This is a genomic window from Paenibacillus mellifer, from assembly GCF_023195895.1.
Classification (GTDB): domain Bacteria; phylum Bacillota; class Bacilli; order Paenibacillales; family Paenibacillaceae; genus Fontibacillus; species Fontibacillus mellifer.
This window is the reverse complement of the sequence record NZ_JALPRK010000007.1, coordinates 168,409-188,330: the sequence shown is the minus strand read 5'-3', so window position 1 is coordinate 188,330 and position 19,922 is coordinate 168,409. Positions and strand designations below refer to the sequence as shown.

Below are 19,922 nucleotides of genomic sequence, written 5' to 3'. Positions count from 1 at the left end.
GCCAAAAAAACTGCCCGCAGAACGATCTGCGAGCTGTTTCGGAACCTTCTCATATTCAAACTGGCTTAGGTAATAACCGTTCCGCCTCCGTGACCGCCTCATCGACCGAGCCCACACGAATCACGGTAAAATCGGCGTCCTCGTATTGATTCTCCGTATGAGCGTATCTTGGATCATAGTAGTAAATCAGCAGCAGCTCAACCGCTCGGTCGTAACGGCCTGAGAGCAAGCTTTGTTCGATTTCCGCAGCAATTGGCGTGTGAATCTTCGTTTTGATCTTACGGAACGCCTGCAGGCAGGTCTCCGGATGGTTCCAAGGCTCGTAATCCTCCAAGATGATCTGCACGCGGACGTCCGACGGCAGGTCGATACGGATGTGACGGCCCTGTTCTTTCTTCGCCATGAGAAAATCGGGGACGACCACCTTGCCAATCCGTTTGCTTTCCGCTTCCATTAACACATAGGGAGTATCGCGGTAACGTAGAAGGTCCTCCAATAGCAAGGAGTCGAACATCTTCTGGTTACGGGCTTGCAATCCGATTTGGCCAAATACCGACCCCCGATGCCCGGCCATCCCTTCCAGATCCATCACGGGATATCCCTTGTCCTGCAGCTTGCGAAGCAGAAGGGTCTTGCCGCTTCCTGTATTCCCGTGGATCACCGTCATATCGGGGACGAACTCCATCCCCTCCAACGTGCTGACAACCCACTGACGATAAGCCCGATATCCGCCGTCCAATCGGTAGGTGTGAATGTCCATGAGGCTGAGCAACGTGGCCGTCGTGCGACTCCGCATACCTCCTCGCCAGCAAAACACCGCTTTTCGCCCAGAAATTTCCGCAAACTTCCGAACAAAGTCCGGCAGCTTGGCCGAAACGACTTCAAGCCCACGTTGTTTAGCGGCATCTACGCTCACTTGTTTATATAAAGTTCCGATTTCCGCCCGTTCCTGATCGTCAAAGAGCGGAATATTCAAGCTGCCGGGAATCGTGGATTCCGCGAACTCGGAAGGGGATCTCACGTCGATCATCGTGATCGCCTTACCGCCCTCTCTCTGATTCGCCCATTCCTCCAGCTCTAAATCCTGAAACATATCCAATGTTGCAAACCCCTTCCTACGCTTCCACCACGATGCGACCCGCGTTTTCCTCGGTGACCTTACCGATCAGGCTTGCCTCGACGCCAGCTTTCTGCAGTTCGGCCAGCAGCTGCTCGCTTTGGTCCGGGTTCACCGAAATCAGCAAACCACCGGACGTAACCGCATCGCACAAAATATAACGGCCGGTCTGGTCCAACAAATCCGGGAACGTGATGTCCGCTTCCACGTGGGCATAATTGTTTTTGGTGCCCCCAGGGACAAACCCTTGCTCCGCCAATTCGCGCACACGCGGGAGCACGGGTACGCTGCCCTGTGAGATCATAATCCCGGTGCCGCTGCCCTTGGCCATTTCCAGAGCATGGCCCATCAAGCCAAAGCCGGTCACGTCTGTACAAGCGTGCACGTCATACGGCTCCATCACTTCAGCGGCCGTCTTGTTCAGCGTAGCCATGACCGTGGTGACGCGCTCTGTCTCTTCCGCAGTCAACTGATCCTTCTTGATCGAGGTGGTCATAATGCCGACGCCGATCGGTTTCGTCAGGATCAGCTTGTCCCCCGGCTTCGCCCCGGCATTTGTCCTAACCTTGTTCGGGTGCACGAGCCCCGTGACAGCTAAGCCGAATTTGGGCTCCTTGTCGTCGATGGAATGGCCGCCTACCAGAGTCGCCCCTGCCTCCCGAACCTTGTCCCCTGCGCCGCGCAGGATGTCGGCCAGAATGCTTTTATCCAACGTTGAAATGGGAAAAGCCACGATGTTCAGCACCGTGAGCGGCTTGCCGCCCATCGCGTAAATATCGCTGAGCGCGTTCGCCGCGGCGATTTGCCCGAACGAATATGGATCGTCGACAATCGGCGTAAAGAAATCAACGGTTTGCACCAGCGCCAGTTCATCGTTTAACCGGTAAACCCCGGCATCATCACTTGTATCAAGACCCACCAACAAATCGGGATTCGGCACCGTCGGCGGGAGGCTCCGAATGACCTGCATCAGGTCGGCCGGGCCGATTTTGCAGCCGCAGCCCCCTTTGCTGGACAGGGACGTTAATTTTACAGGTTCAGCGGTAGACATGATTGATCACAATCCTTCCCTACATCCTTAATAGGAATCTTTCTTCTATATTCAAGCGTACTCCAGTTCCGGTATAAAAGGCAACCGCCTGGCTCCTGCTGGAGCACGGATGCGATATAGTTCGCTTGCCATCGTATGGTATACTATATTTCGTGCTCTAGTTCAAATCTAAACGTTCGTGGAGGGAAACAAAACATATGGTTTCGTCATCAAGTGGCAACTACCCGCAGCAACAGCCGCATGGATTTCATAAAGGCAGAACTGCGATATTTATCATTCTGTTCCTCATCATAGCCATCGCCGGCTTAAGTTATGTCAAGTGGTGGCCTTATTACGGAAAAGCGTTCAAAGCCGTCACCGAGCATTCGATCGGCTCTTCGATCCTTGCAGCGGATGCTTCCGGTCCGATTTCGTGGAGTGCGGCGCTCGATTATGCGGCCGCCTATTTCAAATCGGTATGGAAGGCTGCCGTACTAGGCATTTTACTAGGTTCGCTCGTACAGGTTCTTCTACCCGCTCAGTGGTTATATAAAGTTCTCGGCAGCAGCCGGTTTAAGAGCACTTTTGTCGGCGGCCTCGTCTCCTTGCCGGGGATGATGTGCACCTGCTGCGCGGCGCCGATCGCCGCAGGCCTGCGTAAACGCAACGTGTCCGTTGGCGCCAGCCTGGCTTTCTGGCTTGGCAATCCGGTGCTGAACCCGGCAACGCTGATTTTCATGACCTTCGTGTTATCCTGGAAGTTCACCTTGCTTCGTCTCGTCTTTGGCATCGCACTGACGTTTGGCGTCAGTTATTTCGCCAACCGGCTAGCTAAGGGCCAGCAAGTTCCCGCTCCGGCGGAAATGGAACAAGCGGAGGCCGTAGCCGATCTGAAGGAGGAGGGACCGTTTGCCCTGCGCTGGCTGAAAAGCCTCGGGATGATGATCCTGAACGTCGTACCGGCGTATCTGTTATCTGTCCTGCTGCTCGGTGCTTTCCAAGGCGTCTTGTTCCCGGTGGAACTGGGCGGCGGCATCCTGGCCATTCTGCTATTCGCCCTCGTCGGCACGTTGTTCGTGATCCCGACGGCGGCGGAAATTCCGATTATCCAGTCGTTCACCGCGCTTGGACTCGGCGCTGGACCGGCTGTTGCCTTGCTGCTTACGCTGCCAGCCATTAGCCTGCCGTCCTTGCTGATGGTGACGCGCTCTTTCCCGCGCAAGGTGCTGGGATTCGTGTTCGCCTCGGTGGTCATCCTCGGTGTCATCGCCGGGGTCGTAGGCGCTTGGGTGCTGTAAAATAGATCAAGGGAGCCGTGGATCACGGCTCCCTTGATCTATTTATTTTAATCGCCCCCCGCAACGGGAACGAGCTTATACAGTTTGGACTCGGCCCCTTGCAGCCGGGCATGCAGTTGGGTTTTCGCCCGCGTCTCCTCCCCGGTCCACAGATCCGTCACGCGGAAGCCGGAATGGCCTTTGTTGTCCATCGCAGCCCGCTCGAATGAAATCGTGCGTTCTACCGGCTCGTTCGTGAAATTAAACAAGGCGAGATAATACACGCCGCCATCCTTCAGGATAAAGGCATCCGCCGCTGCGGTCCCCGTATTGCCTTCGATTGGGCGGAACGCCTGCCCTTTCTTGGCCACCGCGTTGACGGCCGGGTTAATTAGCAGTTTCTCCATGTATTCACGGGCGGCCGGGTCACCGACATCATCCGAGTTCAGGAACACGGTGCCGGAAATCGCCGCCGCGTTCACGCGGGTTTGCGCGCCGAGCAGTGAGCCGCCCTTGGCCAACGTCATGTAGTCCGGATCGGTGTAGCGGTAGATCGTGCCGTTCTGCCACCAGCCATAGGTCAAGTTGTTCAGTTGGTATTCGGTGCTGCCCGGCGAACCGTCCACGTCGCAGGAGATCCGCCGGCTATGCGCGTATTGGCTCGGGAACAACGGAGCGATCGAAGCGCTGATGAACATCGAACCGTCCAGCGCATCCACGATGTATGCCATGCCTTCATTGTAAGCCTGAATCCCCGTAGTAGCTTGCGGATTGTAGTGCTGACCTTCCAGTGAGCCATGGCTCAGGAAATCCAGCTTAATATACTCAAATCCATGCTCCTTAAACCGATTCACGTAAAAGTCGATCCGCTGCTTCGTGCCCGGATGGGTCGGATCGACGGCGTAGGCGCCGTCCAGCTTCGGCAACGGATTCCCTTGCGCATCGCGCAGCACGATGTCGCCATAGGTGTACTTTCCGTCCGTCCCTTCCACCGGTTGGCTTAAATTATCGCCCCAGAAGACGAAGGGGCCGTAATAAATGCCGGCTTTTTGACCGTTCGCCTTGATATGTTCGACCAGTTGACCCAATTGTTCGTCATTCATGTTGTCCCAGTAGGAATCGAGGTTGATATAAAGCTGGCCGCCGTTGTCAAATGACTTCCCTTGCAGATTGGCCTTAAAGTAATCGGAGGTCTCGACCGCTTTGTCGTAGGTTAAATGGCTGCTGACGGCTCCCCAGCTGTTCCAGCCGACCGGAACTCCTTGCGGTACGCCGGGGCCGAAGGCAAGCGGCGGCGCCTCCGAGGCATTCGCCCGCCCGTATGTCTCTAACCCGTCCCGATAGTCGGCGAAATAACCGACAAACACCTTCGGCGAGGCAACCGTCGTCCCGCCGACCTTGGCATGAGGCAACGAATCGTGCGTGGAGGCCAGGGAGGAGAATCCGCCGTAAACGTTCAGCTTATTCAACCGGTCGTTCGAACCGCTCCAATATATGCCTGTTTTCCACGTATCGTGGCTGACCGAACCAATCACAAAACCGCGGCGGCTGTCGTTGTCGTAGATCGCCGTCAGTTCCGAGCTCTCGTAATTTTGATTGTTCAAGTCCGTATTGATCGTCTTGGACAAGTACCGCGACCACGCATCGTTATCGAACGGGGTCACCAGCACCCGGTTGTCGCCGTACTGGCCGAGGTCCACCCCGCCTCGTCGATCCACGATGAGCGGAGCGATATAGTTCGTGGCCATCGGCGTGGCTTGCTCCGCGACGACCTGGGTAAGCAGGTAATCCTTCTGCTCATAAATATAGTAAATTTGCTTCAGGGTCGGCAGTCCGTCCTGCCGGTTGCTCACCGTCACCTTAATCCCTTTGCCGCCCCGGTCCTGGAACCGCTCTACCTCTTCCATCTTAAATTCGTGTCTTGCGTAATCCTTGCTGGTTAAATATTGATCGAGCTGCAGGGAGCTGTAAGCCCCTTGGATCTTCGCTTCTTCCCCGCTCGCTTTCCAGATATAAGCCGACAACCCGGTTTCCGTGTTGTATTGCAGCTTCAAACTGCCGCTCGAAATGCTTAATCCTTTCTCGTGCCGGGTCACGGCGATCGGTCCATATTTCTCCGTGTTTACCGGTGCGCCAAGCTCCAGATCTTCGCCATCCCCCGGGCTCGTTCCCGGGTCCGAGGAGGATACGAAGGTCAAGCTGATCTTGTCCAAATCCGGAGCATACCCTCCATCATCGTCGAAAGACAACGTATTGGCGCCCGCCTGCAAACGAACTTCGAAATCGAAAATGCCGACGGCATTCCAATCCTTCGTCGCCGGCGGCGTGAACCGCTCCCGCTCTCCGCCATTGACGCTGATCATGAACGAGCGGGTGTCCCCAGAAATATAGGACAGGCTCAGTTTGTATACGCCGGCTTCCGCTACGCGGACGTCATGAAACTGCATGGCCGATCCTTGGTAGAGATTGCCTACCTTAGCCCCGCCGGAGCAGGTGTCGTACGAGACCGGCCCGGCTTTACCGGAATAGGAGTTCGCCGGCGCCTCCGCCTCAAACGAGTAAACCGCGCCTCCTTCTTGCGCGTTTGTCTCCCCGGCGGCAGCCCGCATCGGGGCGACCTCCGCGCCTCCGGTCATCGAACAAGCCAATATCGCGATCAGCGCGTATCGCAACACTGCTTTCAAATTCCACCTTTTCGCCGTGTCAGCCTTCACAGATCATCCATCCTTTCGTCGTAAAGTATCGATTACGAACCCCATGTTAAAATAGACAGCGCTTTCTTTCTATAACTCAAAATGCCGATTTATAGCTGAAATTAAAGTTCTTTTCCAATTCCGCAAAGCTCCCTGGAACGCAAAAAAACAGCCCGAGGTCCTTCTTGGGACTTTCGGGCTGTTGCGTCGTCGATAAAGCCGGAACTAAAGATCCAGCTTCGTTCTTAAGGCGGTGATATGCGCAAGATGATGATTTCCGTGCCAGGCATAATTGCCGAGGGTATAGGCCAAGCGGGTCGTCTCGCCCGATTCGGGGTGATGGAACTTGCGCTCATAATCTGCGTCGCCCAGCGATTTCAACAGGTTGGTCCAGCGACGGTGCAGCGCTTCGAGCAATAGCAGCGAAACCTCGATTTCTCCCTCGTAATCTGCCAGCGTCGCCCAACGGTCTTCGAAGTAAGGCCGGATCGTCGGCGTCTCTTCGGTTAACGCCAGTTTAAACCGGGTGTAGGCATTGATATGGCTGTCAGCCAGATGGTGCACGACCTGACGTAAGGTCCAGCCTCCCTCGCGGTAGGGCAGGTTCAGTTGATCTTCGCTCAAACCGGCTACGGCCTGCCTTAGTTTCGCCGGCAGCGTCTCGATTTCACGTATCCACTGCTCCCGCTGCGCCGCGGTGATCTCGCCTTCGAATGCATACTTGCCTATCGGATATCTAGGGTCCATTGCTAGGATCGCCTCCTGTTCAGGAATGAATGACCACTTTCTCGTTGATTCATTTATACCTGATCCGGATCACCTTGTCGATATCCTATTCCGTAGAGAAGGGAAGCACATCCTTTTTGATTTGGGCCGAAGGATCGAAATCGGCAACGACCAAGATGTCCATATGCCTTGCCTGCCGGAGCAACGGCGCGATCACTTCCCCCCTCCACAACCGCTGCCACCGGGTTCTTCCCGATTGGCCAAGGATCAATTGCGTGCTTCCGAGTTCGTCCGCCCTGCGGACAAGCGCTTCCCCAAGCTTTCGCGTACGGGGCCCCTTCTGCATCTCGAAGGTTCCGCCCAGCCGGCGGGTAAGCTTCTCAAGCGCCTGAAGCCGTTCCTGTTCCAGCGGCGTGAGTCCACTCCCGTTATGCCGGTAAAAAACATGCCAATTTGCCTTCAGCCGATAGGCAATTCGGAAGCCGCGCCGGACTAAACGCTCCGCACCGGAGCTTAACGTAACGCCTACGAAGATCACTTCTTCCCGGTTTGCGCCTCCCCGCAGCGGGCTGCGGCGCTGCCAGGATTCCAGCCGCTCGTCGACTTCGTCGGCAAGTTCCCTAAGCGCGAGTTCGCGTAAAGCGATCAGATTGCCGGTTTTGAAAAAATTCCCGAGCGCCTGGTCCACTTTGTCCATCGCGTAGATTTTGCCTTCCCGCATCCGTTGCTGCAAAGCTTTGGGGGCAACGTCGATCAGTTCGACTTCATCGGCCTGGCGAAGGATGAAATCGGGCACGGTTTCCCGGACCCGAACGCCGGTGATCTGTTCGACCGCGTCGTTCAGGCTTTCGAGATGCTGCACGTTCATGGTCGAGATCACCGAAATGCCTGCCTCCAAAATTTCCAAGACGTCTTCATATCGCTTCTTATGCTTACTACCGGGCATGTTCGTATGTGCAAGCTCGTCGACCAGCACGACCTCCGGATTCCCGGCAAGGATAGCCGCCGTATCCATCTCTTCCAGCTTGGTTCCGCGATAATCAAGGACAGCGCGGGGGAACGACGGCAATGAGCCGACCTGGGCCGCGGTTTCGTCACGCCCGTGGGTTTCGAGCAGGCCGATGCGTACGTCGATCCCTTTTTTGCGCAGATCGTTGCCTTCCCGAAGCATCGTATACGTCTTGCCTACGCCGGGGGCGGCCCCGATGTAAACCTTGAACCTGCCTCGGCGAATCCGGCCGATTTGTTGCTCCACTTCCGCTTCGCTCAACCGGCGATACGGTTCGGCCGCCCCGTGTTCCTCGCGGGTTTTCGCCGGAAGGATGCGTTCCCCTTCGGTCTCGGCCCGATCTGCCACTACGAAAATGTCCACGTTTTTCGTTTGCTTCAGAATATCCCCCACGATCGAGCCTTGCCATAATTCCTGCAACCAGGTTTGCTTGGAGTGGCCCAACACGATCCGGGTAACTCGGTGTTCCAGGGCATAACGAACCAGAGCCCTCGGCAGCATCCTTCTGGAGGGGAGGGAGATTTCGGCAAATTCGGCTCCCACCTTCTCCGACAACTGCGTCAACGAGCGTTTGAAGGTCGTAGCTTCCGGCGACAGTTTGCGACGGGGGTTCACGAACGTGACGACGAGCAGGTCGCCGTTTAACCGTCTCGCAATTTGTTGTCCCCTCCGCACGTAGATCGATCCGTTCCAATGATATTGGGCCGACACCAGAATCCGTTCCGCCACGCCCGCCGCCCCGATCAAGCCCTGCTCCTCGCGGTGTTTCTCCAGCGTATCGTTGACGCCTTCGGCCATCCAGCGCAGGGCCAGCTCGCGCAGGACGCCGAGATTTCCGCGATTGAACACCGCTTTGTCCGGAATGTTGCGCAAATGGCCGGCGGCGAGCCGCTGGAGCAGCGTTTCCGGGGACACGTCAATCAACCGCACCTCGTCGGCTAACTCCAGCGTCCCCTCCGGCACGGTATCTTTAACTTCGATGCCGACGAGCTTCTGTACCAGCTCCGTCATCCCGCGAAGCTCATAAATATTCACCGTCGTAATGACGCTGATGCCGTGGCCAAGCAAATAATGAATATCCTCTAAACGCGTCGGAAACGGCGCTCCTTCGCGGTTCGCATGCGCCAGCCCGTCTACCAGCACCACTTCCGGATTGCGACGAACCAAAGCGTCTAGATTCAAATCCTTTTTCTCTATGCCATCCTGCTTCCAGTGAATGCTGGGAATCCGCTCCAACCCGGCCAATTGCTCCACCGTCTCCGGCCTTTGCAGCGTCGATACGGCGCATAAGACCACGTCGATGCCCTCCGACTTCAGCATTTGTCCTTCCCTCAGCATGTGGTACGTTTTCCCCGATCCGTTGACCGCCCCAACGTACACCTTCAAGCGCCCCCGATGCAGCTCGTAAATCGACTTTAGGATTTCTTCGGGCGATTTTCGTTTAAAACTTTGCACAATGGCAACGCCTCCCCACCGCAAAACGCAAGAGCCCTGCTTGAAAATCGCTTTTCAAGCAGGGAATTGGTTATTGCGCAGTTCTTTGCTGAACCTCGATATTGAGCTGTAAGACGTTCACTCCCGGTTCGCCCAGAAACCCGAGATCGCGCCCCCGGGTATGGTCGCGGATCATCCGTTCCAGTTCCTCCGCAGAAATTCCCGTGGCCTCGCTGACCCGTGGAATCTGCACCCGGGCCGCATCCGGGCTGATCTCAGGATCAAGGCCAGAACCGGAGTTTGTGATCAAGTCGATCGGCAGCTCGTTCACCGGCACGTTCGGATTTTCCCGCTTCCATGCTTCCGCCGTGTCCGCCAATCGCTGAAGCAAATCCGGATTGGAAGGCGCATAGTTCGGCGTTCCCGAAGCCCCCGCATCATATTCAATACTGGATACCCGACCGTGAAAAAACGAGGGATCCGTAAAGCTTTGGCCGATCAGCCGCGAGCCGACGACTTCATGACTTTCATTATATATCAGGCTTCCATTCGCCTTATCCGGCATTGCGGCTTGGGCGATCCCCAGCACCGCCAACTGATACAGCAAGATTAGCGCCATCAACACTACGCTGGCGCGCAGCATCATCCAAATCGTTCGCATGGCTTACCATCCCTTCAAGAAATATCAAATCCATAAGTGGACAAACAAATCGATGATTTTAATCCCCGCGAATGGAGCTATCACGCCGCCCACCCCGTAAATGAACAGGTTGCGCGCCAGCAGCTTGGAGGAACTCATCGGCTTGTAAGCAATCCCTTTCATAGCGAGCGGTATCAGCAGCGGAATGATGATCGCGTTAAAAATTAACGCCGAAATGATCGCCGAATCGGGAGAACCCAGCCGCATGACGTTGAGAACTCCCATCTCCGGAATCGCCAGCATGAACATGGCCGGGATAATCGCAAAATACTTGGCCACGTCGTTGGCGATGCTGAACGTGGTTAGAGCACCGCGGGTCATCAGCAGCTGTTTGCCGATCGACACAACCTCGATAATCTTCGACGGGTCGGAGTCCAGATCGACCATATTGGCCGCTTCCTTCGCGGCTACGGTGCCGCTGTTCATGGCGATCCCGACATCCGCTTGTGCCAACGCCGGCGCGTCGTTCGTTCCGTCGCCCGTCATGGCCACGAGTTTGCCTTCGGCTTGCTCTTTGCGGATGACGGCGATCTTATCCTCCGGCTTGCTCTCCGCGATATAGTCGTCTACCCCGGCCTCCCGCGCGATCGTAGCTGCCGTCAGCGGGTTATCGCCCGTACACATGATCGTTTTGATTCCCATTTCCCGCATCTGTTCGAACCGCTCCCGCATCCCGGGTTTCACGGTATCCTTCAAATAAATTAACCCGAAGACGCGATGATCGACCGCTACCGCCAGCGGGGTACCGCCCGCCGTCGCAATCGCATCGCTGCCTGGATCCAGATCGGCGGGAATTTCCCCGCCTTGGGCGATGACCCATTTCTTCACGGCATCTACCGCCCCTTTGCGGACCTTCCGGCCGTCTCGCAAGTCGATGCCGCTCATCCGGGTTTCCGCCTTGAATTCGATGAACTCCCCGCCATCCGCAAGGGCAGCGTCATAGCTCAAGCCTTGTTTTCTCATCAATTCCAACACCGAGCGCCCTTCCGGCGTATCATCCTTGACGGAACTGATCGCGGCCCAGGCGGAGACATCCGCCAAGCCCGCACCGCCAACCGGCACGAATTCGCTGGCCATCCGGTTCCCAAACGTGATCGTCCCGGTTTTATCCAATATAATCGTATTGATATCCCCGGCCGCTTCGACGGCTTTCCCGGACATCGCCAGGACGTTGAATTGCGTTACTCGGTCCATTCCGGCAATCCCGATCGCCGACAGCAGGCCGCCGATGGTCGTTGGAATCAAGCAAACCAGCAAGGCGATTAACACCGGGACTTCGATCCGGATATCCAGGTAATTTCCGAAAAACGGCAACGTGACCACCACGATCAGAAAGATCAAGGTCAAGCTAATCAAGACGGTATTCAGAGCGATTTCGTTCGGCGTCTTTTGGCGTTTCGCCCCTTCGACCAACGAGATCATCCGGTCAAGGAAGGATTCGCCGGGGTCACTGGAGATCTTCACCTTGATTTGATCGCTGATCACCTTCGTGCCGCCGGTCACGGAACTGAAGTCTCCGCCGGCTTCCTTAATCACGGGCGCCGATTCGCCGGTGATGGCGGACTCGTCGACGGAAGCCAGTCCCTCTACCACTTCGCCGTCCCCCGGAATCATTTCGCCCTGGGAAACGATGACGAGGTCTCCTTTACGCAGCTCGGTCGAGGGAACCTGTTTCACTTGTTGGCCAACGAGTTTATTGGCCATAATCTCTTTCTTCGTTTTCTTGAGCGAATCCGCTTGTGCCTTGCCGCGGCCTTCTGCGAGGGCTTCCGCGAAATTCGCGAACAGCACGGTCACGAGCAGGATCAACGATACCGTCACATTGAACCCGCGAGACACCCCACCACCGAAAGCATCGGGCATAAATATCAGTAGTAACGTGATGAGAAATCCGATTTCGACCACGAACATGATCGGATTACGGATCATCAACCTTGGGTCCAGCTTCATAAACGACTCTTTGACCGCATTTTTGACGATCTTAGGAGATAACATCGTTTTCTTGTTACGCATGCCCGTTCCACTCCTTCTTTCATTCAACCTATGGCCGTAATGTGAGATGCTCGGCGACCGGTCCCAGCACGATGGCCGGGAAGTAGGTCAAGGCGCCGACGAGAATTACAATGATGAGAAAGACGCCGCCGAACAGGGCCGTATCCGTTCGGAACGTCCCGCTTGTTACGGGTACCGGTTTCTTGGCGGCCAAGGAACCCGCCACTGCCAGCAAGACGACGATCGAGAAATAGCGCCCCAAGAACATCACGACGCCCGTGGCGATGTTCCAGAATGGCGTATTGTCGCCAAGCCCTTCGAAACCCGAGCCGTTATTGTTCGCGGACGAAGTAAACTCATAAATCGCTTGTGTTAAGCCGTGGAACCCGGGATTGGATATCGTATCCGGGTAAGCCAACAAGGCCAGAGCGGTTGGTGCCAATATCAGGAACGGAGTAACCAGCAAATTGACGGCGATCAGCTTCATTTCTTTGCCTTCCAGCTTCTTGCCAAGGAACTCCGGCGTCCGCCCGACCATCAGACCGGACAAGAACACCGCAATCATCGCATACATCAGCACGTTCATGATACCGACGCCCGCTCCGCCGAAGACCGTGTTCAGCATCATGTTCGCCAGCGGAACCATCCCGCCGATCGGCGTCAGCGTATCGTGCATCGTATTCACCGCCCCCGTCTCCGTCGCCGTCGTGACCGTCGCGAACAAGGCCGACTGGGCCATGCCAAAACGAACTTCCTTGCCCTCCATGCTGACTTGGTCATGCCCGATGCCAAGGGCGTGAAATGCCGGATTGCCGGCGCTTTCGGCCGAAAGCAATACGCCAAGCATGACGATGAACATCATCAGCATCGATACGAACAATACTCGGCCTTGTTTGGCATTCCCGACCATTTTCCCGTACGCGAAAGGAAGGGAAGTCCCGATCAACATCATCAATAAAATTTGCAGCATGTTGCTGAATCCGCCCGGATTTTCAAATGGATGGGCCGAGTTTACGCCCACAAATCCGCCGCCGTTATTGCCGAACTGCTTAATCGATAAAAACGAGGCAATCGGCCCCCGGGCGATTTGTTGCTCGGTCCCCTGCAGGGTGTGGGCGATCGCAGAAGATGCCAGGGTTTGCGGAACCCCCAACGCTGCGAATATTAAAGCGGAAACGAACGACATCGGCAGCAAAACCCGGGTGATCGCACGAACCAGATCCACGAAGAAATTGCCGATCGGTTTGCCGGCCAAGCCGCGAATAAAAGCCATAGCCGCGGCGACCCCGGTCGCCGTTGAGGTGAACATCATGAATACGATCCCGATCATCTGTGAAAAATAGGACAGTCCGCTTTCCCCGCTGTAATGCTGCAGATCCGTATTGGTCATGAAGGCAACCACCGTATTGAAGGCCAGCGTCGGCTCCATGTTTGAAACCCCGCTCGGATTCAGCGGCAGGAACCCTTGCAGCCGAAAAATCAAATAGACGATCAACATCATCGCCAAATTACTCAGCACCGCGGATAAAGCATACATCTTCCAGGTTTGGTTCCCCTGACGGATGCCGCTTGCATGGAATATCACTCTTTCGACGGGTCCGAACCACCGGTCCAGACCGTTTTTCTCGTAATCAAACGCCTTAGCCAAATACAGACCGGCCGGTTTGGCGATGAGAACCGCAAGGCCCAAAGTTACGAGTATGGCGACCCAACTATAGATTGTCACGACTTATCCCTCCGAAAGGCAAATGTTAAAACTTTTCCGGGTTTAGCAGCGCATAACCCAAATAAATAAACACGGCCACGATTAAGATGCCTAGTCCCCACATCATCGCTGATCTCCACCCTCCGAAATCACTTTGGAAGCCCAAGATGCCAGACCTGCCATCATGCAAGCCATAACGATAATCAAGCCGATCATTAGAATATCTGTCATCGTCGATCGGATCCTCCTTTACTCCTTTTGCAGAATGAATGATACGTCTTTCCCCTTCGTATAAATCACATAGTTGGCTCCAAGCTTTGTATAAACCGCGCTGGGATGCCTCTTTTGCGTAATGACATAAACGGGCTTCGAAGTCCACGTGCGGCATAATTGCAGGTATCGGCAAGTCAGAGTCAGGGATTCTTCGAAGATATACACCGGCCCGATGGAGATTTCAGGTACCGCCTTGTTTTTGCGCTTCGTAGTATCTACCAAAATGACGTGCTCTATCCCACGGTCTATCGCCTCCTGGCGGCTTCTATCATTGTTGACCATAAGCGCAAACGGAATGTCGCGGTATTTCAACGTTCTGATGAAATCTACAGCCAATGGATTCGGAAACGTCACAAGCGCGTATTCGTTCGTACCCATTTCTTGTGTTCCTCCTGATTCAGAAATTAGGCATCAAAAAAGAAGCCTGGGAAGAGGGAATCTTCGCGGGCTTCCAGCATGTAATCTATGCTTAGGGAATCGCGCTTTAAGGTTACCTCTCTCGAACACACTTACGAGGTTAGCTGCCGGGCTCGGGCGCGAGAGTCGCCCTACCTGGACAAGTCAGTGACTGCCAGGATTCGCCCCGTGGGCGTGATTTCCGCCCGTTTGGGTCCCCCGTTCCTTCGTATCGGAAGGATTCAGTGTTATGCGAATGGATTGTTAGTTTTCTTCTAAATTGTTAATGTAAAACTTTCTTTCCTTTCATGAACAGGCATAAGAAAACCACAGAGGATATCCCTGCGGCTCGCCATCACAAGTCCATCATCCTCTCTCCCTACGCTGACGAGGTTAGCTGTCGGATTCGGGCGGTGAGAGTCGCCCTACCCTTGCGGCAAGCACTAGCCGCAAGGGATTCACCCCGGACCGTTCCGCCGACTCTCACATCGGCACCGGTCGTTGGGTCCCCCGTTTTCCTGTTCGGAAATTAAGCGATACAGATTGTTTTATTGGAATCATTTCATGAGTCGAATATTACGCTTGCGCCAGTTCTTTGTAAAGCCGGCCCGCATGCAGATTTGAGTTAAAAAACGAGATAATTTCGTCGGAATTAGCGTTTTCAAGGGATGAAAAACGCCTTTCTCTGCAATTACCTCTTCCGCAGACCCTTACTTGAAATCGGGATAGGACTTGTCCTTCGACCCATTCTCTGCTACGATTTTGCGCAGATAAAGCTAAGATTGAACAACGAGGAGGAGATTGCATGGAACAAACTTACGCATCCGGCCTGATGCCGCTGCCGCTAAACTTGAACTTGCCGAATGGGAGTCAGATGGCGGTCCATGCGGCTTTGTTATGGGGTACTGGTCATCTCGTCCTCATCGACACCGGGGTTCCCGGTCAATTGGACGTGATCCGCGAAGCGTTGGAGCAAGCGGGGTTTTCCCTGGAACAGCTGACGCACGTGATCATCACGCATCAGGACAGGGACCATATTGGGAGCATGCCGGAACTGATCCGGGCGAAAGCGGGGAAGTTGGAAGTGTTGGCCCACGAAGCGGGGATTCCTTACCTGGCCGGCGAAATCCCGCTGATCAAGAGCGGAGTTACCGCCGAACCGGTCAAGGTGGATCGGGCGCTTCGCGACGGCGACGAGCTGCCGTTTGGCGGGGGGTTGCTGGTGGTGTTCACCCCCGGACATACGCCCGACCATATCAGCTTGTATCATCCTTCCAGCAAAACGTTGATCAGCGGGGACGCGCTCGTCTCGAGCGGCGGGACGCTACAGCCGCCCGAAGCGAAGTTCACGCCGGATTACGCCCTGGCCCTTCAGTCGGTTGAAAAATTGGCCGCCCTGGATGTGGAAACGGTAATTACCTACCATGGCGGCGTATGTACCGGGCCGGTCAAAGAACGGCTGAAAGAGATCGCGGCAGGAAAATAGGCGATCCGTTGTACCGTTAAATATCACCCACCGGCGTAAAGCCGTTCAGCCAGTTTAATTCGCTGTCTTCCATGAAACGCGACGGCCAGCTTCGTCCGTCCTCGCCCCAATCGGCGAACGTGCGGACCGACTGGTAAAACGCTTCGATATGCTCGGCCGTGGGTACTTGCAGCATTCGTTCGATCAAAGGCAGGAAGCCTTCGGGCCGATCGGGCGCTTTTTCCAGGACGTTAAGAAACCATTTGTGGTAAGGATAGAGCATTTCATTATGCGCCAGGATCAATCTTCCGCCGAACAAAACCAAGTTATTGACGGCATGCCGCAGCAGGTAGAGGTTGTCGTGCTTGAAGGCTTCGGCGGAATACCATTTCCACGCTTCAAGCTGGGCCAGGAAACGGGCGATATTCTCCCGCTTTCGTTCTGTCGGGTACCGAACGATATTCGCCAGCAGTTCTTCCAATCCTGCGATTTTCGAAAAGACAAGGATCGCCCCTTCGAACGCAAACCGCGCCGGCTCGCTCCCTTTTTCGGCCACCTGCCTCATAAACCCGCAAGAGATATATTTCCCGTCCACGTAACCGGATTCATAGTCCGTCGATTCGTTTTCCCAATACGTCGTCTCCCCCGTGCTTACTCGCCGGGCATAGTCCTCCTCGGACACCACGATCATCACGTCTACATCCGAGGACGGTTTCGCGAATCCGTGGGCAATCGAACCGGAAACCAGCAAGGCCAGAATGTCCTCCCGGACCGCCAGCTTGGCCTTTAGTTTCTCGATCGATTCGGCATGATGTGCGTACATTTCCTTTCTCCCCTTCCTTGGATAAAAAAACAGTCGGTGCATCCATTCAAACCAGCACCCGGTCCCCCCGCGTATTCGGGCGGGAAATGACAACAAACTCTACCGGGCCGGCTGAACGGTTCATGGCCTGGTGCGGAATATTCGGCGGGATCTCGATCCCTTCATGCAGATGAAGCTCGTGTTCGGTCCCGTCCAATTCGATATGCAGGCAGCCGGACAAAACGAAGAAAAACTGCTCCGCCTTTTCGTGGAAATGCCGGACTTCCCGGCTATCCGGAGGCATTTTCTCATGAATAATGCTGCATTCCTCCCGGTCCACCAACCGCCAGCCATCGCAATTTTCGCCCCAAACATAATGCTCCGCGTTCTGTTTGCTGATCATTTCGTTCCGATCCTTTCTTCAATAAACTGGCGCAGCCGCGCATCCTCCCAATCGTACATGCCCAGCAGCGCCTCATAAGGGTCACCGTCGATTCGAAAAAGCTCGCCGAAAGCCGGTTCCGTCTTCAGCCCCCCTGCCTTTAGCTTACGGATGGCGTCGCGGGTTCCGGCCCCTCCCATCTCCAGCATCCGGTGCTCGATCACCATATGCCTGTAGGCGTTTTGCTCCGTCACCGGCTTCGGCTGACCAAAAACTTCGAACGCCAATCCCCGATATGTAAAATTCGCAACCGTACGTAGGAGACCGCCCACGGTTTTGCTGGAGCAGATGTAATTCGGGCATGCTCCAAAATGAAGCTCCAGTTCCTGCTCAAACCTCTTGGCGTCACAAACCTCGCAGATGATATCCAAATCGCTTTCAGGCAAATCGAGATCCAAGGGAATCGTTCCGGCTAAGACCGGATGGTAGGAATCCAGCTTGCCCACGATTTGAAGCTCCTCCATCACTTCGTAAGCCTGTTGCTGTCGGACATTGCCTTGACGCAAATAAGTCAGGTCGAAGAAGTCGATGGTCATGGTCTGGCCTCCTATCTAGACACTTCCCGGCTTCGCCCGAATCAATTGGACCATATCCATCCAGTAGCTTTCCGCTGCAAGGACGTTTAGTCCAGCCTGTTCGGCCAATTGCCGGATCTCCCGCGTATGATGACAGCCGTAAGCCCGATATAACAAAGGATCCAGCGACTTCTGCAGTACTGCGACCAGACGGCGAGAGCTGATACCATGCTCCAACAGCAGGATTTCGCCCTCCGGCTTGCACCAGCGACGGAGTTTCTCCATCAGCTCCAGCGGCCGCTCATAGCTGCAGAACGACAACGTGGAAACCACTGTATCAAACGACTGATCGGCAAAATCCGCATTCTCCATATCTGTGCACATGAATTCCGCATTCACATGCAAATGCTTGGCCCTACGCTCGGCTTTCTCCAGCATGGCCGGGCTGAAATCGATCGCCGTAACCTGCACACCTAAAGGATAGAAGGGGAAGTTCGCACCTGCCCCAACGGCCAACTCCAGAACATGCCCCCGAGCATGGCTCAACAGTTGCTGACGCCACCGGCTTTGGGCCGGATTTTCCGTACGGCGATCATATTGATTGGCTTGCTTGTCGAAGATACGAACCAACTTCTGCTTATCCATCCAATCCCCCCTTAACCTTGCTTTTGGAGCCTTTGTTTGATCCGAATCGCCTTGTTCAAGTGCAGGAAATTATGCCGGGTCGCCGGCATCAGAATCAATCCGGCCAACGTCTTCTTACTCCAATACTCCAGCAGCCATTCGGCTTCCGGCTTCACCGCCCTTTGGGCACGAAGCTTTTCGATTCCCGCCGCCGGCACTTTGCGCTTCATATCCGCGGGCTCCATGCTCCGGACGATCTCCCGGGTGCGCCGGCCTACTTCGATCCGATAGTCCAGCAAGGCTTCAATGTCGATCCCGGTACTCAACTCGGCCGCTTCCTCCTCCGTCATGCCGTTACCCGTATGGGGGCATGCGAGCCTTAACTTGGCCAGCCAATCTCCCTCCTCAAAAATCTGCTCACGCCCTGCAATCAGCACGTTCATCGTCATGTCCTCAATGCGGGCGATATGCCATAAATGCCAAAGAATCGAGTTTTTCGTGTCAGGCGCCTTCACGGGATACTGGCGAAGCGTCTCCTCCCTGACCCCATCCAGCAGTTCGTCTTCCAGCGTGTTCAGCTTGTTGGCCGAACCCGCGTCCGCCATCTTCGAGACATACAACCAGGCATGTTGGCTGAGAAACAACTCCACCGCTTGCTCGTGCCCTTTTGGATTCTGCATAAGAGCGGTTAACCGCTGATGATTGGCATTCCACAGCTTTCTTTCCGCCAACTGCATCAATCATGCTCCCTCCTTTCCCGTCATTGCGGCTAGCGCCTCAGCGGTCTGGCCGCGACGCCTTCATGGGTCATCTGCACCGGCTGGATTCGCCCGTCCTCTTCAAACAACATCCGGTCCATGCAAACCACGCGATGATTCGCATCCGTTTCGCTTAGCGGCCGGCGATGGTAAACGATGTACCACTCGTCGCTGTCCGGTATTTGCAGGAATCCGTGGTGGCCGGCACCGGTGGCGATATCCGGATCCTGCTGCAGAATCTTTCCGACCCTCTGGAACGGTCCCACCGGCGAATCCGACATGGCATAGGCCACGGAATAGTCCGGCCCGGTCCATCCTCCCTCGGACCACATGAAATAGTAGACGCCATGACGCTTGAACATGCACGGTCCTTCAATATAATGCTCCGGGGTGATCTCCTTGAACATAGTTCCGTCTGCAAAAGTATCCAGATGCACCATATCCTCGGATAATTTCGCCACATTACAATGTCCCCAGCCCCCGTAGTAGAGGTAGGCACACCCGTCATCATCAAGAAACACATGGGGATCGATAGGCTGTGCGCCAAAATGAAACCGATCGATCAACGGCTTGCCAATGGCGTCTCGAAACGGCCCTTCCGGCTGGTCGGCAACGGCCACGCCGATCCCGCCAAGCTCGTCGTCGCTCTGGATGTCGTTCGCGGCAAAGTAATAATAGAATTTCCCGTTTCGCTCCACCGGCGACGGAGCCCATAACGCTTTGCTCGCCCAAGTGATGTCTTCCATCTTCAGGATGCGCTCCGCCTTCGTCCACTCCGTCAAATCCGTAGAATAGAACGCATCAAAAAACGTTTGCATCTCGTATGGGGCTGAATACGTCGGGTAAATCCAATACCGATCCTGAAAAATCCTCGCTTCCGGGTCCGCATACCAGCCCGGAAACAAGGGATTGCCCGATTGGTTGATCCGCTCTTCGTTCATGGGGTTCCTCCTTCTCCTTATGG

At 55.3% G+C, this 19,922-nt stretch carries 18 protein-coding genes and 2 riboswitches; of the genes, 2 read left to right on the top strand and 16 right to left on the bottom strand.

Going from position 1 to position 19,922, the window contains the following annotated elements; translation table 11 throughout:
- Positions 1-55 precede the first annotated feature (55 nt).
- Both mnmH and selD read right to left on the bottom strand, forming a co-directional pair.
- Positions 56-1,093: a tRNA 2-selenouridine(34) synthase MnmH gene (gene mnmH, locus M0651_RS10370; protein WP_248551694.1), complete on the bottom strand. Its 1,038-nt coding sequence runs from the start codon at positions 1,091-1,093 to the stop codon at positions 56-58.
- Positions 1,094-1,115: 22 nt separating this feature from the next.
- Positions 1,116-2,168 (bottom strand): selenide, water dikinase SelD, encoded by a 1,053-nt coding sequence (gene selD / locus M0651_RS10365; RefSeq protein ID WP_248551672.1) that lies wholly within the window; start codon positions 2,166-2,168, stop codon positions 1,116-1,118.
- Between the two features lie 197 nt (positions 2,169-2,365).
- On the opposite strand from selD, the gene M0651_RS10360 reads away from it, so the two are divergent.
- The gene (locus tag M0651_RS10360) at positions 2,366-3,445 is read left to right on the top strand and encodes a permease (protein WP_248551671.1); all 1,080 of its coding nucleotides are present in this window, start codon (positions 2,366-2,368) and stop codon (positions 3,443-3,445) included.
- A 47-nt stretch (positions 3,446-3,492) separates the two neighbouring features.
- Here the strand turns inward: M0651_RS10360 and M0651_RS10355 are convergent, their stop codons facing one another.
- The 8 genes from M0651_RS10355 to M0651_RS10320 all read right to left on the bottom strand — a co-directional run bounded on the left by M0651_RS10355 (position 3,493) and on the right by M0651_RS10320 (position 14,334).
- Positions 3,493-6,138: a carbohydrate-binding protein gene (locus M0651_RS10355; protein ID WP_248551670.1), complete on the bottom strand. Its 2,646-nt coding sequence runs from the start codon at positions 6,136-6,138 to the stop codon at positions 3,493-3,495.
- A 204-nt stretch (positions 6,139-6,342) separates the two neighbouring features.
- Positions 6,343-6,864 carry a YfiT family bacillithiol transferase gene (locus M0651_RS10350; protein WP_282577852.1) on the bottom strand — a complete coding sequence of 174 codons (522 nt, stop codon included), beginning with the start codon at positions 6,862-6,864 and terminating at the stop codon, positions 6,343-6,345.
- A gap of 85 nt (positions 6,865-6,949) precedes the next feature.
- Complete coding sequence (locus tag M0651_RS10345; RefSeq protein WP_248551669.1) at positions 6,950-9,307, bottom strand: histidine kinase; 2,358 nt, start codon at positions 9,305-9,307, stop codon at positions 6,950-6,952.
- A gap of 70 nt (positions 9,308-9,377) precedes the next feature.
- Positions 9,378-9,947 (bottom strand): potassium-transporting ATPase subunit KdpC, encoded by a 570-nt coding sequence (gene kdpC / locus M0651_RS10340; protein WP_248551668.1) that lies wholly within the window; start codon positions 9,945-9,947, stop codon positions 9,378-9,380.
- A gap of 24 nt (positions 9,948-9,971) precedes the next feature.
- Entirely contained in the window at positions 9,972-11,999 is a 2,028-nt protein-coding gene (kdpB, locus tag M0651_RS10335) for a potassium-transporting ATPase subunit KdpB (RefSeq protein ID WP_248551667.1), read from the bottom strand.
- 28 nt (positions 12,000-12,027) lie between these two features.
- The gene (kdpA, locus tag M0651_RS10330; RefSeq protein WP_248551692.1) at positions 12,028-13,698 is read right to left on the bottom strand and encodes a potassium-transporting ATPase subunit KdpA; all 1,671 of its coding nucleotides are present in this window, start codon (positions 13,696-13,698) and stop codon (positions 12,028-12,030) included.
- A 31-nt stretch (positions 13,699-13,729) separates the two neighbouring features.
- Positions 13,730-13,807 carry a K(+)-transporting ATPase subunit F gene (gene kdpF, locus M0651_RS24295; RefSeq protein WP_372490927.1) on the bottom strand — a complete coding sequence of 26 codons (78 nt, stop codon included), beginning with the start codon at positions 13,805-13,807 and terminating at the stop codon, positions 13,730-13,732.
- Positions 13,808-13,932: 125 nt separating this feature from the next.
- Positions 13,933-14,334, bottom strand: a complete 402-nt coding sequence (locus tag M0651_RS10320) for a DUF4218 domain-containing protein (RefSeq protein ID WP_248551665.1) — start codon at positions 14,332-14,334, stop codon at positions 13,933-13,935.
- A 113-nt stretch (positions 14,335-14,447) separates the two neighbouring features.
- Positions 14,448-14,610: riboswitch (cyclic di-AMP (ydaO/yuaA leader) on the bottom strand.
- Between the two features lie 108 nt (positions 14,611-14,718).
- Positions 14,719-14,898, bottom strand: a riboswitch (cyclic di-AMP (ydaO/yuaA leader).
- A 259-nt stretch (positions 14,899-15,157) separates the two neighbouring features.
- Here M0651_RS10320 and M0651_RS10315 point away from each other — a divergent pair.
- On the top strand, positions 15,158-15,838 hold the full coding sequence (locus M0651_RS10315) for an MBL fold metallo-hydrolase (RefSeq protein WP_248551664.1): 681 nt from the start codon (positions 15,158-15,160) through the stop codon (positions 15,836-15,838).
- Between the two features lie 16 nt (positions 15,839-15,854).
- Here M0651_RS10315 and M0651_RS10310 read toward each other — a convergent pair whose 3' ends face one another.
- From M0651_RS10310 to M0651_RS10285, 6 genes are read right to left on the bottom strand one after another with little or no spacing between them, the layout of a single operon-like run.
- Positions 15,855-16,640 (bottom strand): nucleotidyltransferase domain-containing protein, encoded by a 786-nt coding sequence (locus M0651_RS10310; RefSeq protein WP_248551663.1) that lies wholly within the window; start codon positions 16,638-16,640, stop codon positions 15,855-15,857.
- Positions 16,641-16,686: 46 nt separating this feature from the next.
- Complete coding sequence (locus M0651_RS10305; RefSeq protein ID WP_248551662.1) at positions 16,687-17,022, bottom strand: cupin domain-containing protein; 336 nt, start codon at positions 17,020-17,022, stop codon at positions 16,687-16,689.
- Entirely contained in the window at positions 17,019-17,597 is a 579-nt protein-coding gene (locus M0651_RS10300; protein ID WP_248551661.1) for a DUF4269 domain-containing protein, read from the bottom strand. Before M0651_RS10300 ends, M0651_RS10305 begins: the two co-directional genes overlap by 4 nt.
- A gap of 15 nt (positions 17,598-17,612) precedes the next feature.
- Positions 17,613-18,221, bottom strand: a complete 609-nt coding sequence (locus tag M0651_RS10295; RefSeq protein WP_248551660.1) for a class I SAM-dependent methyltransferase — start codon at positions 18,219-18,221, stop codon at positions 17,613-17,615.
- 11 nt (positions 18,222-18,232) lie between these two features.
- Positions 18,233-18,937 (bottom strand): DinB family protein, encoded by a 705-nt coding sequence (locus tag M0651_RS10290; RefSeq protein WP_248551659.1) that lies wholly within the window; start codon positions 18,935-18,937, stop codon positions 18,233-18,235.
- 32 nt (positions 18,938-18,969) lie between these two features.
- Positions 18,970-19,899, bottom strand: coding sequence for a glycoside hydrolase family 43 protein (locus M0651_RS10285; RefSeq protein ID WP_248551658.1), 930 nt, complete (start codon positions 19,897-19,899; stop codon positions 18,970-18,972).
- Positions 19,900-19,922: the final 23 nt, after the last annotated feature.

What these genes read in the sequence shown, in the direction of transcription:
- M0651_RS10295 (WP_248551660.1), bottom strand. Translation starts at nt 18,221, where the DNA reads ATGGATAAGCAGAAGTTGGTTCGTATCTTCGACAAGCAAGCCAATCAA.
- M0651_RS10320 (WP_248551665.1), bottom strand. Translation starts at nt 14,334, where the DNA reads ATGGGTACGAACGAATACGCGCTTGTGACGTTTCCGAATCCATTGGCT.
- kdpB (WP_248551667.1), bottom strand. Translation starts at nt 11,999, where the DNA reads ATGCGTAACAAGAAAACGATGTTATCTCCTAAGATCGTCAAAAATGCG.
- M0651_RS10310 (WP_248551663.1), bottom strand. Translation starts at nt 16,640, where the DNA reads ATGTACGCACATCATGCCGAATCGATCGAGAAACTAAAGGCCAAGCTG.
- M0651_RS10285 (WP_248551658.1), bottom strand. Translation starts at nt 19,899, where the DNA reads ATGAACGAAGAGCGGATCAACCAATCGGGCAATCCCTTGTTTCCGGGC.
- M0651_RS10305 (WP_248551662.1), bottom strand. Translation starts at nt 17,022, where the DNA reads ATGATCAGCAAACAGAACGCGGAGCATTATGTTTGGGGCGAAAATTGC.
- kdpF (WP_372490927.1), bottom strand. Translation starts at nt 13,807, where the DNA reads ATGTGGGGACTAGGCATCTTAATCGTGGCCGTGTTTATTTATTTGGGT.
- M0651_RS10350 (WP_282577852.1), bottom strand. Translation starts at nt 6,864, where the DNA reads ATGGACCCTAGATATCCGATAGGCAAGTATGCATTCGAAGGCGAGATC.
- kdpC (WP_248551668.1), bottom strand. Translation starts at nt 9,947, where the DNA reads ATGCGAACGATTTGGATGATGCTGCGCGCCAGCGTAGTGTTGATGGCG.
- M0651_RS10290 (WP_248551659.1), bottom strand. Translation starts at nt 18,937, where the DNA reads ATGCAGTTGGCGGAAAGAAAGCTGTGGAATGCCAATCATCAGCGGTTA.
- M0651_RS10300 (WP_248551661.1), bottom strand. Translation starts at nt 17,597, where the DNA reads ATGACCATCGACTTCTTCGACCTGACTTATTTGCGTCAAGGCAATGTC.
- selD (WP_248551672.1), bottom strand. Translation starts at nt 2,168, where the DNA reads ATGTCTACCGCTGAACCTGTAAAATTAACGTCCCTGTCCAGCAAAGGG.
- M0651_RS10315 (WP_248551664.1), top strand. Translation starts at nt 15,158, where the DNA reads ATGGAACAAACTTACGCATCCGGCCTGATGCCGCTGCCGCTAAACTTG.
- M0651_RS10360 (WP_248551671.1), top strand. Translation starts at nt 2,366, where the DNA reads ATGGTTTCGTCATCAAGTGGCAACTACCCGCAGCAACAGCCGCATGGA.
- mnmH (WP_248551694.1), bottom strand. Translation starts at nt 1,093, where the DNA reads ATGTTTCAGGATTTAGAGCTGGAGGAATGGGCGAATCAGAGAGAGGGC.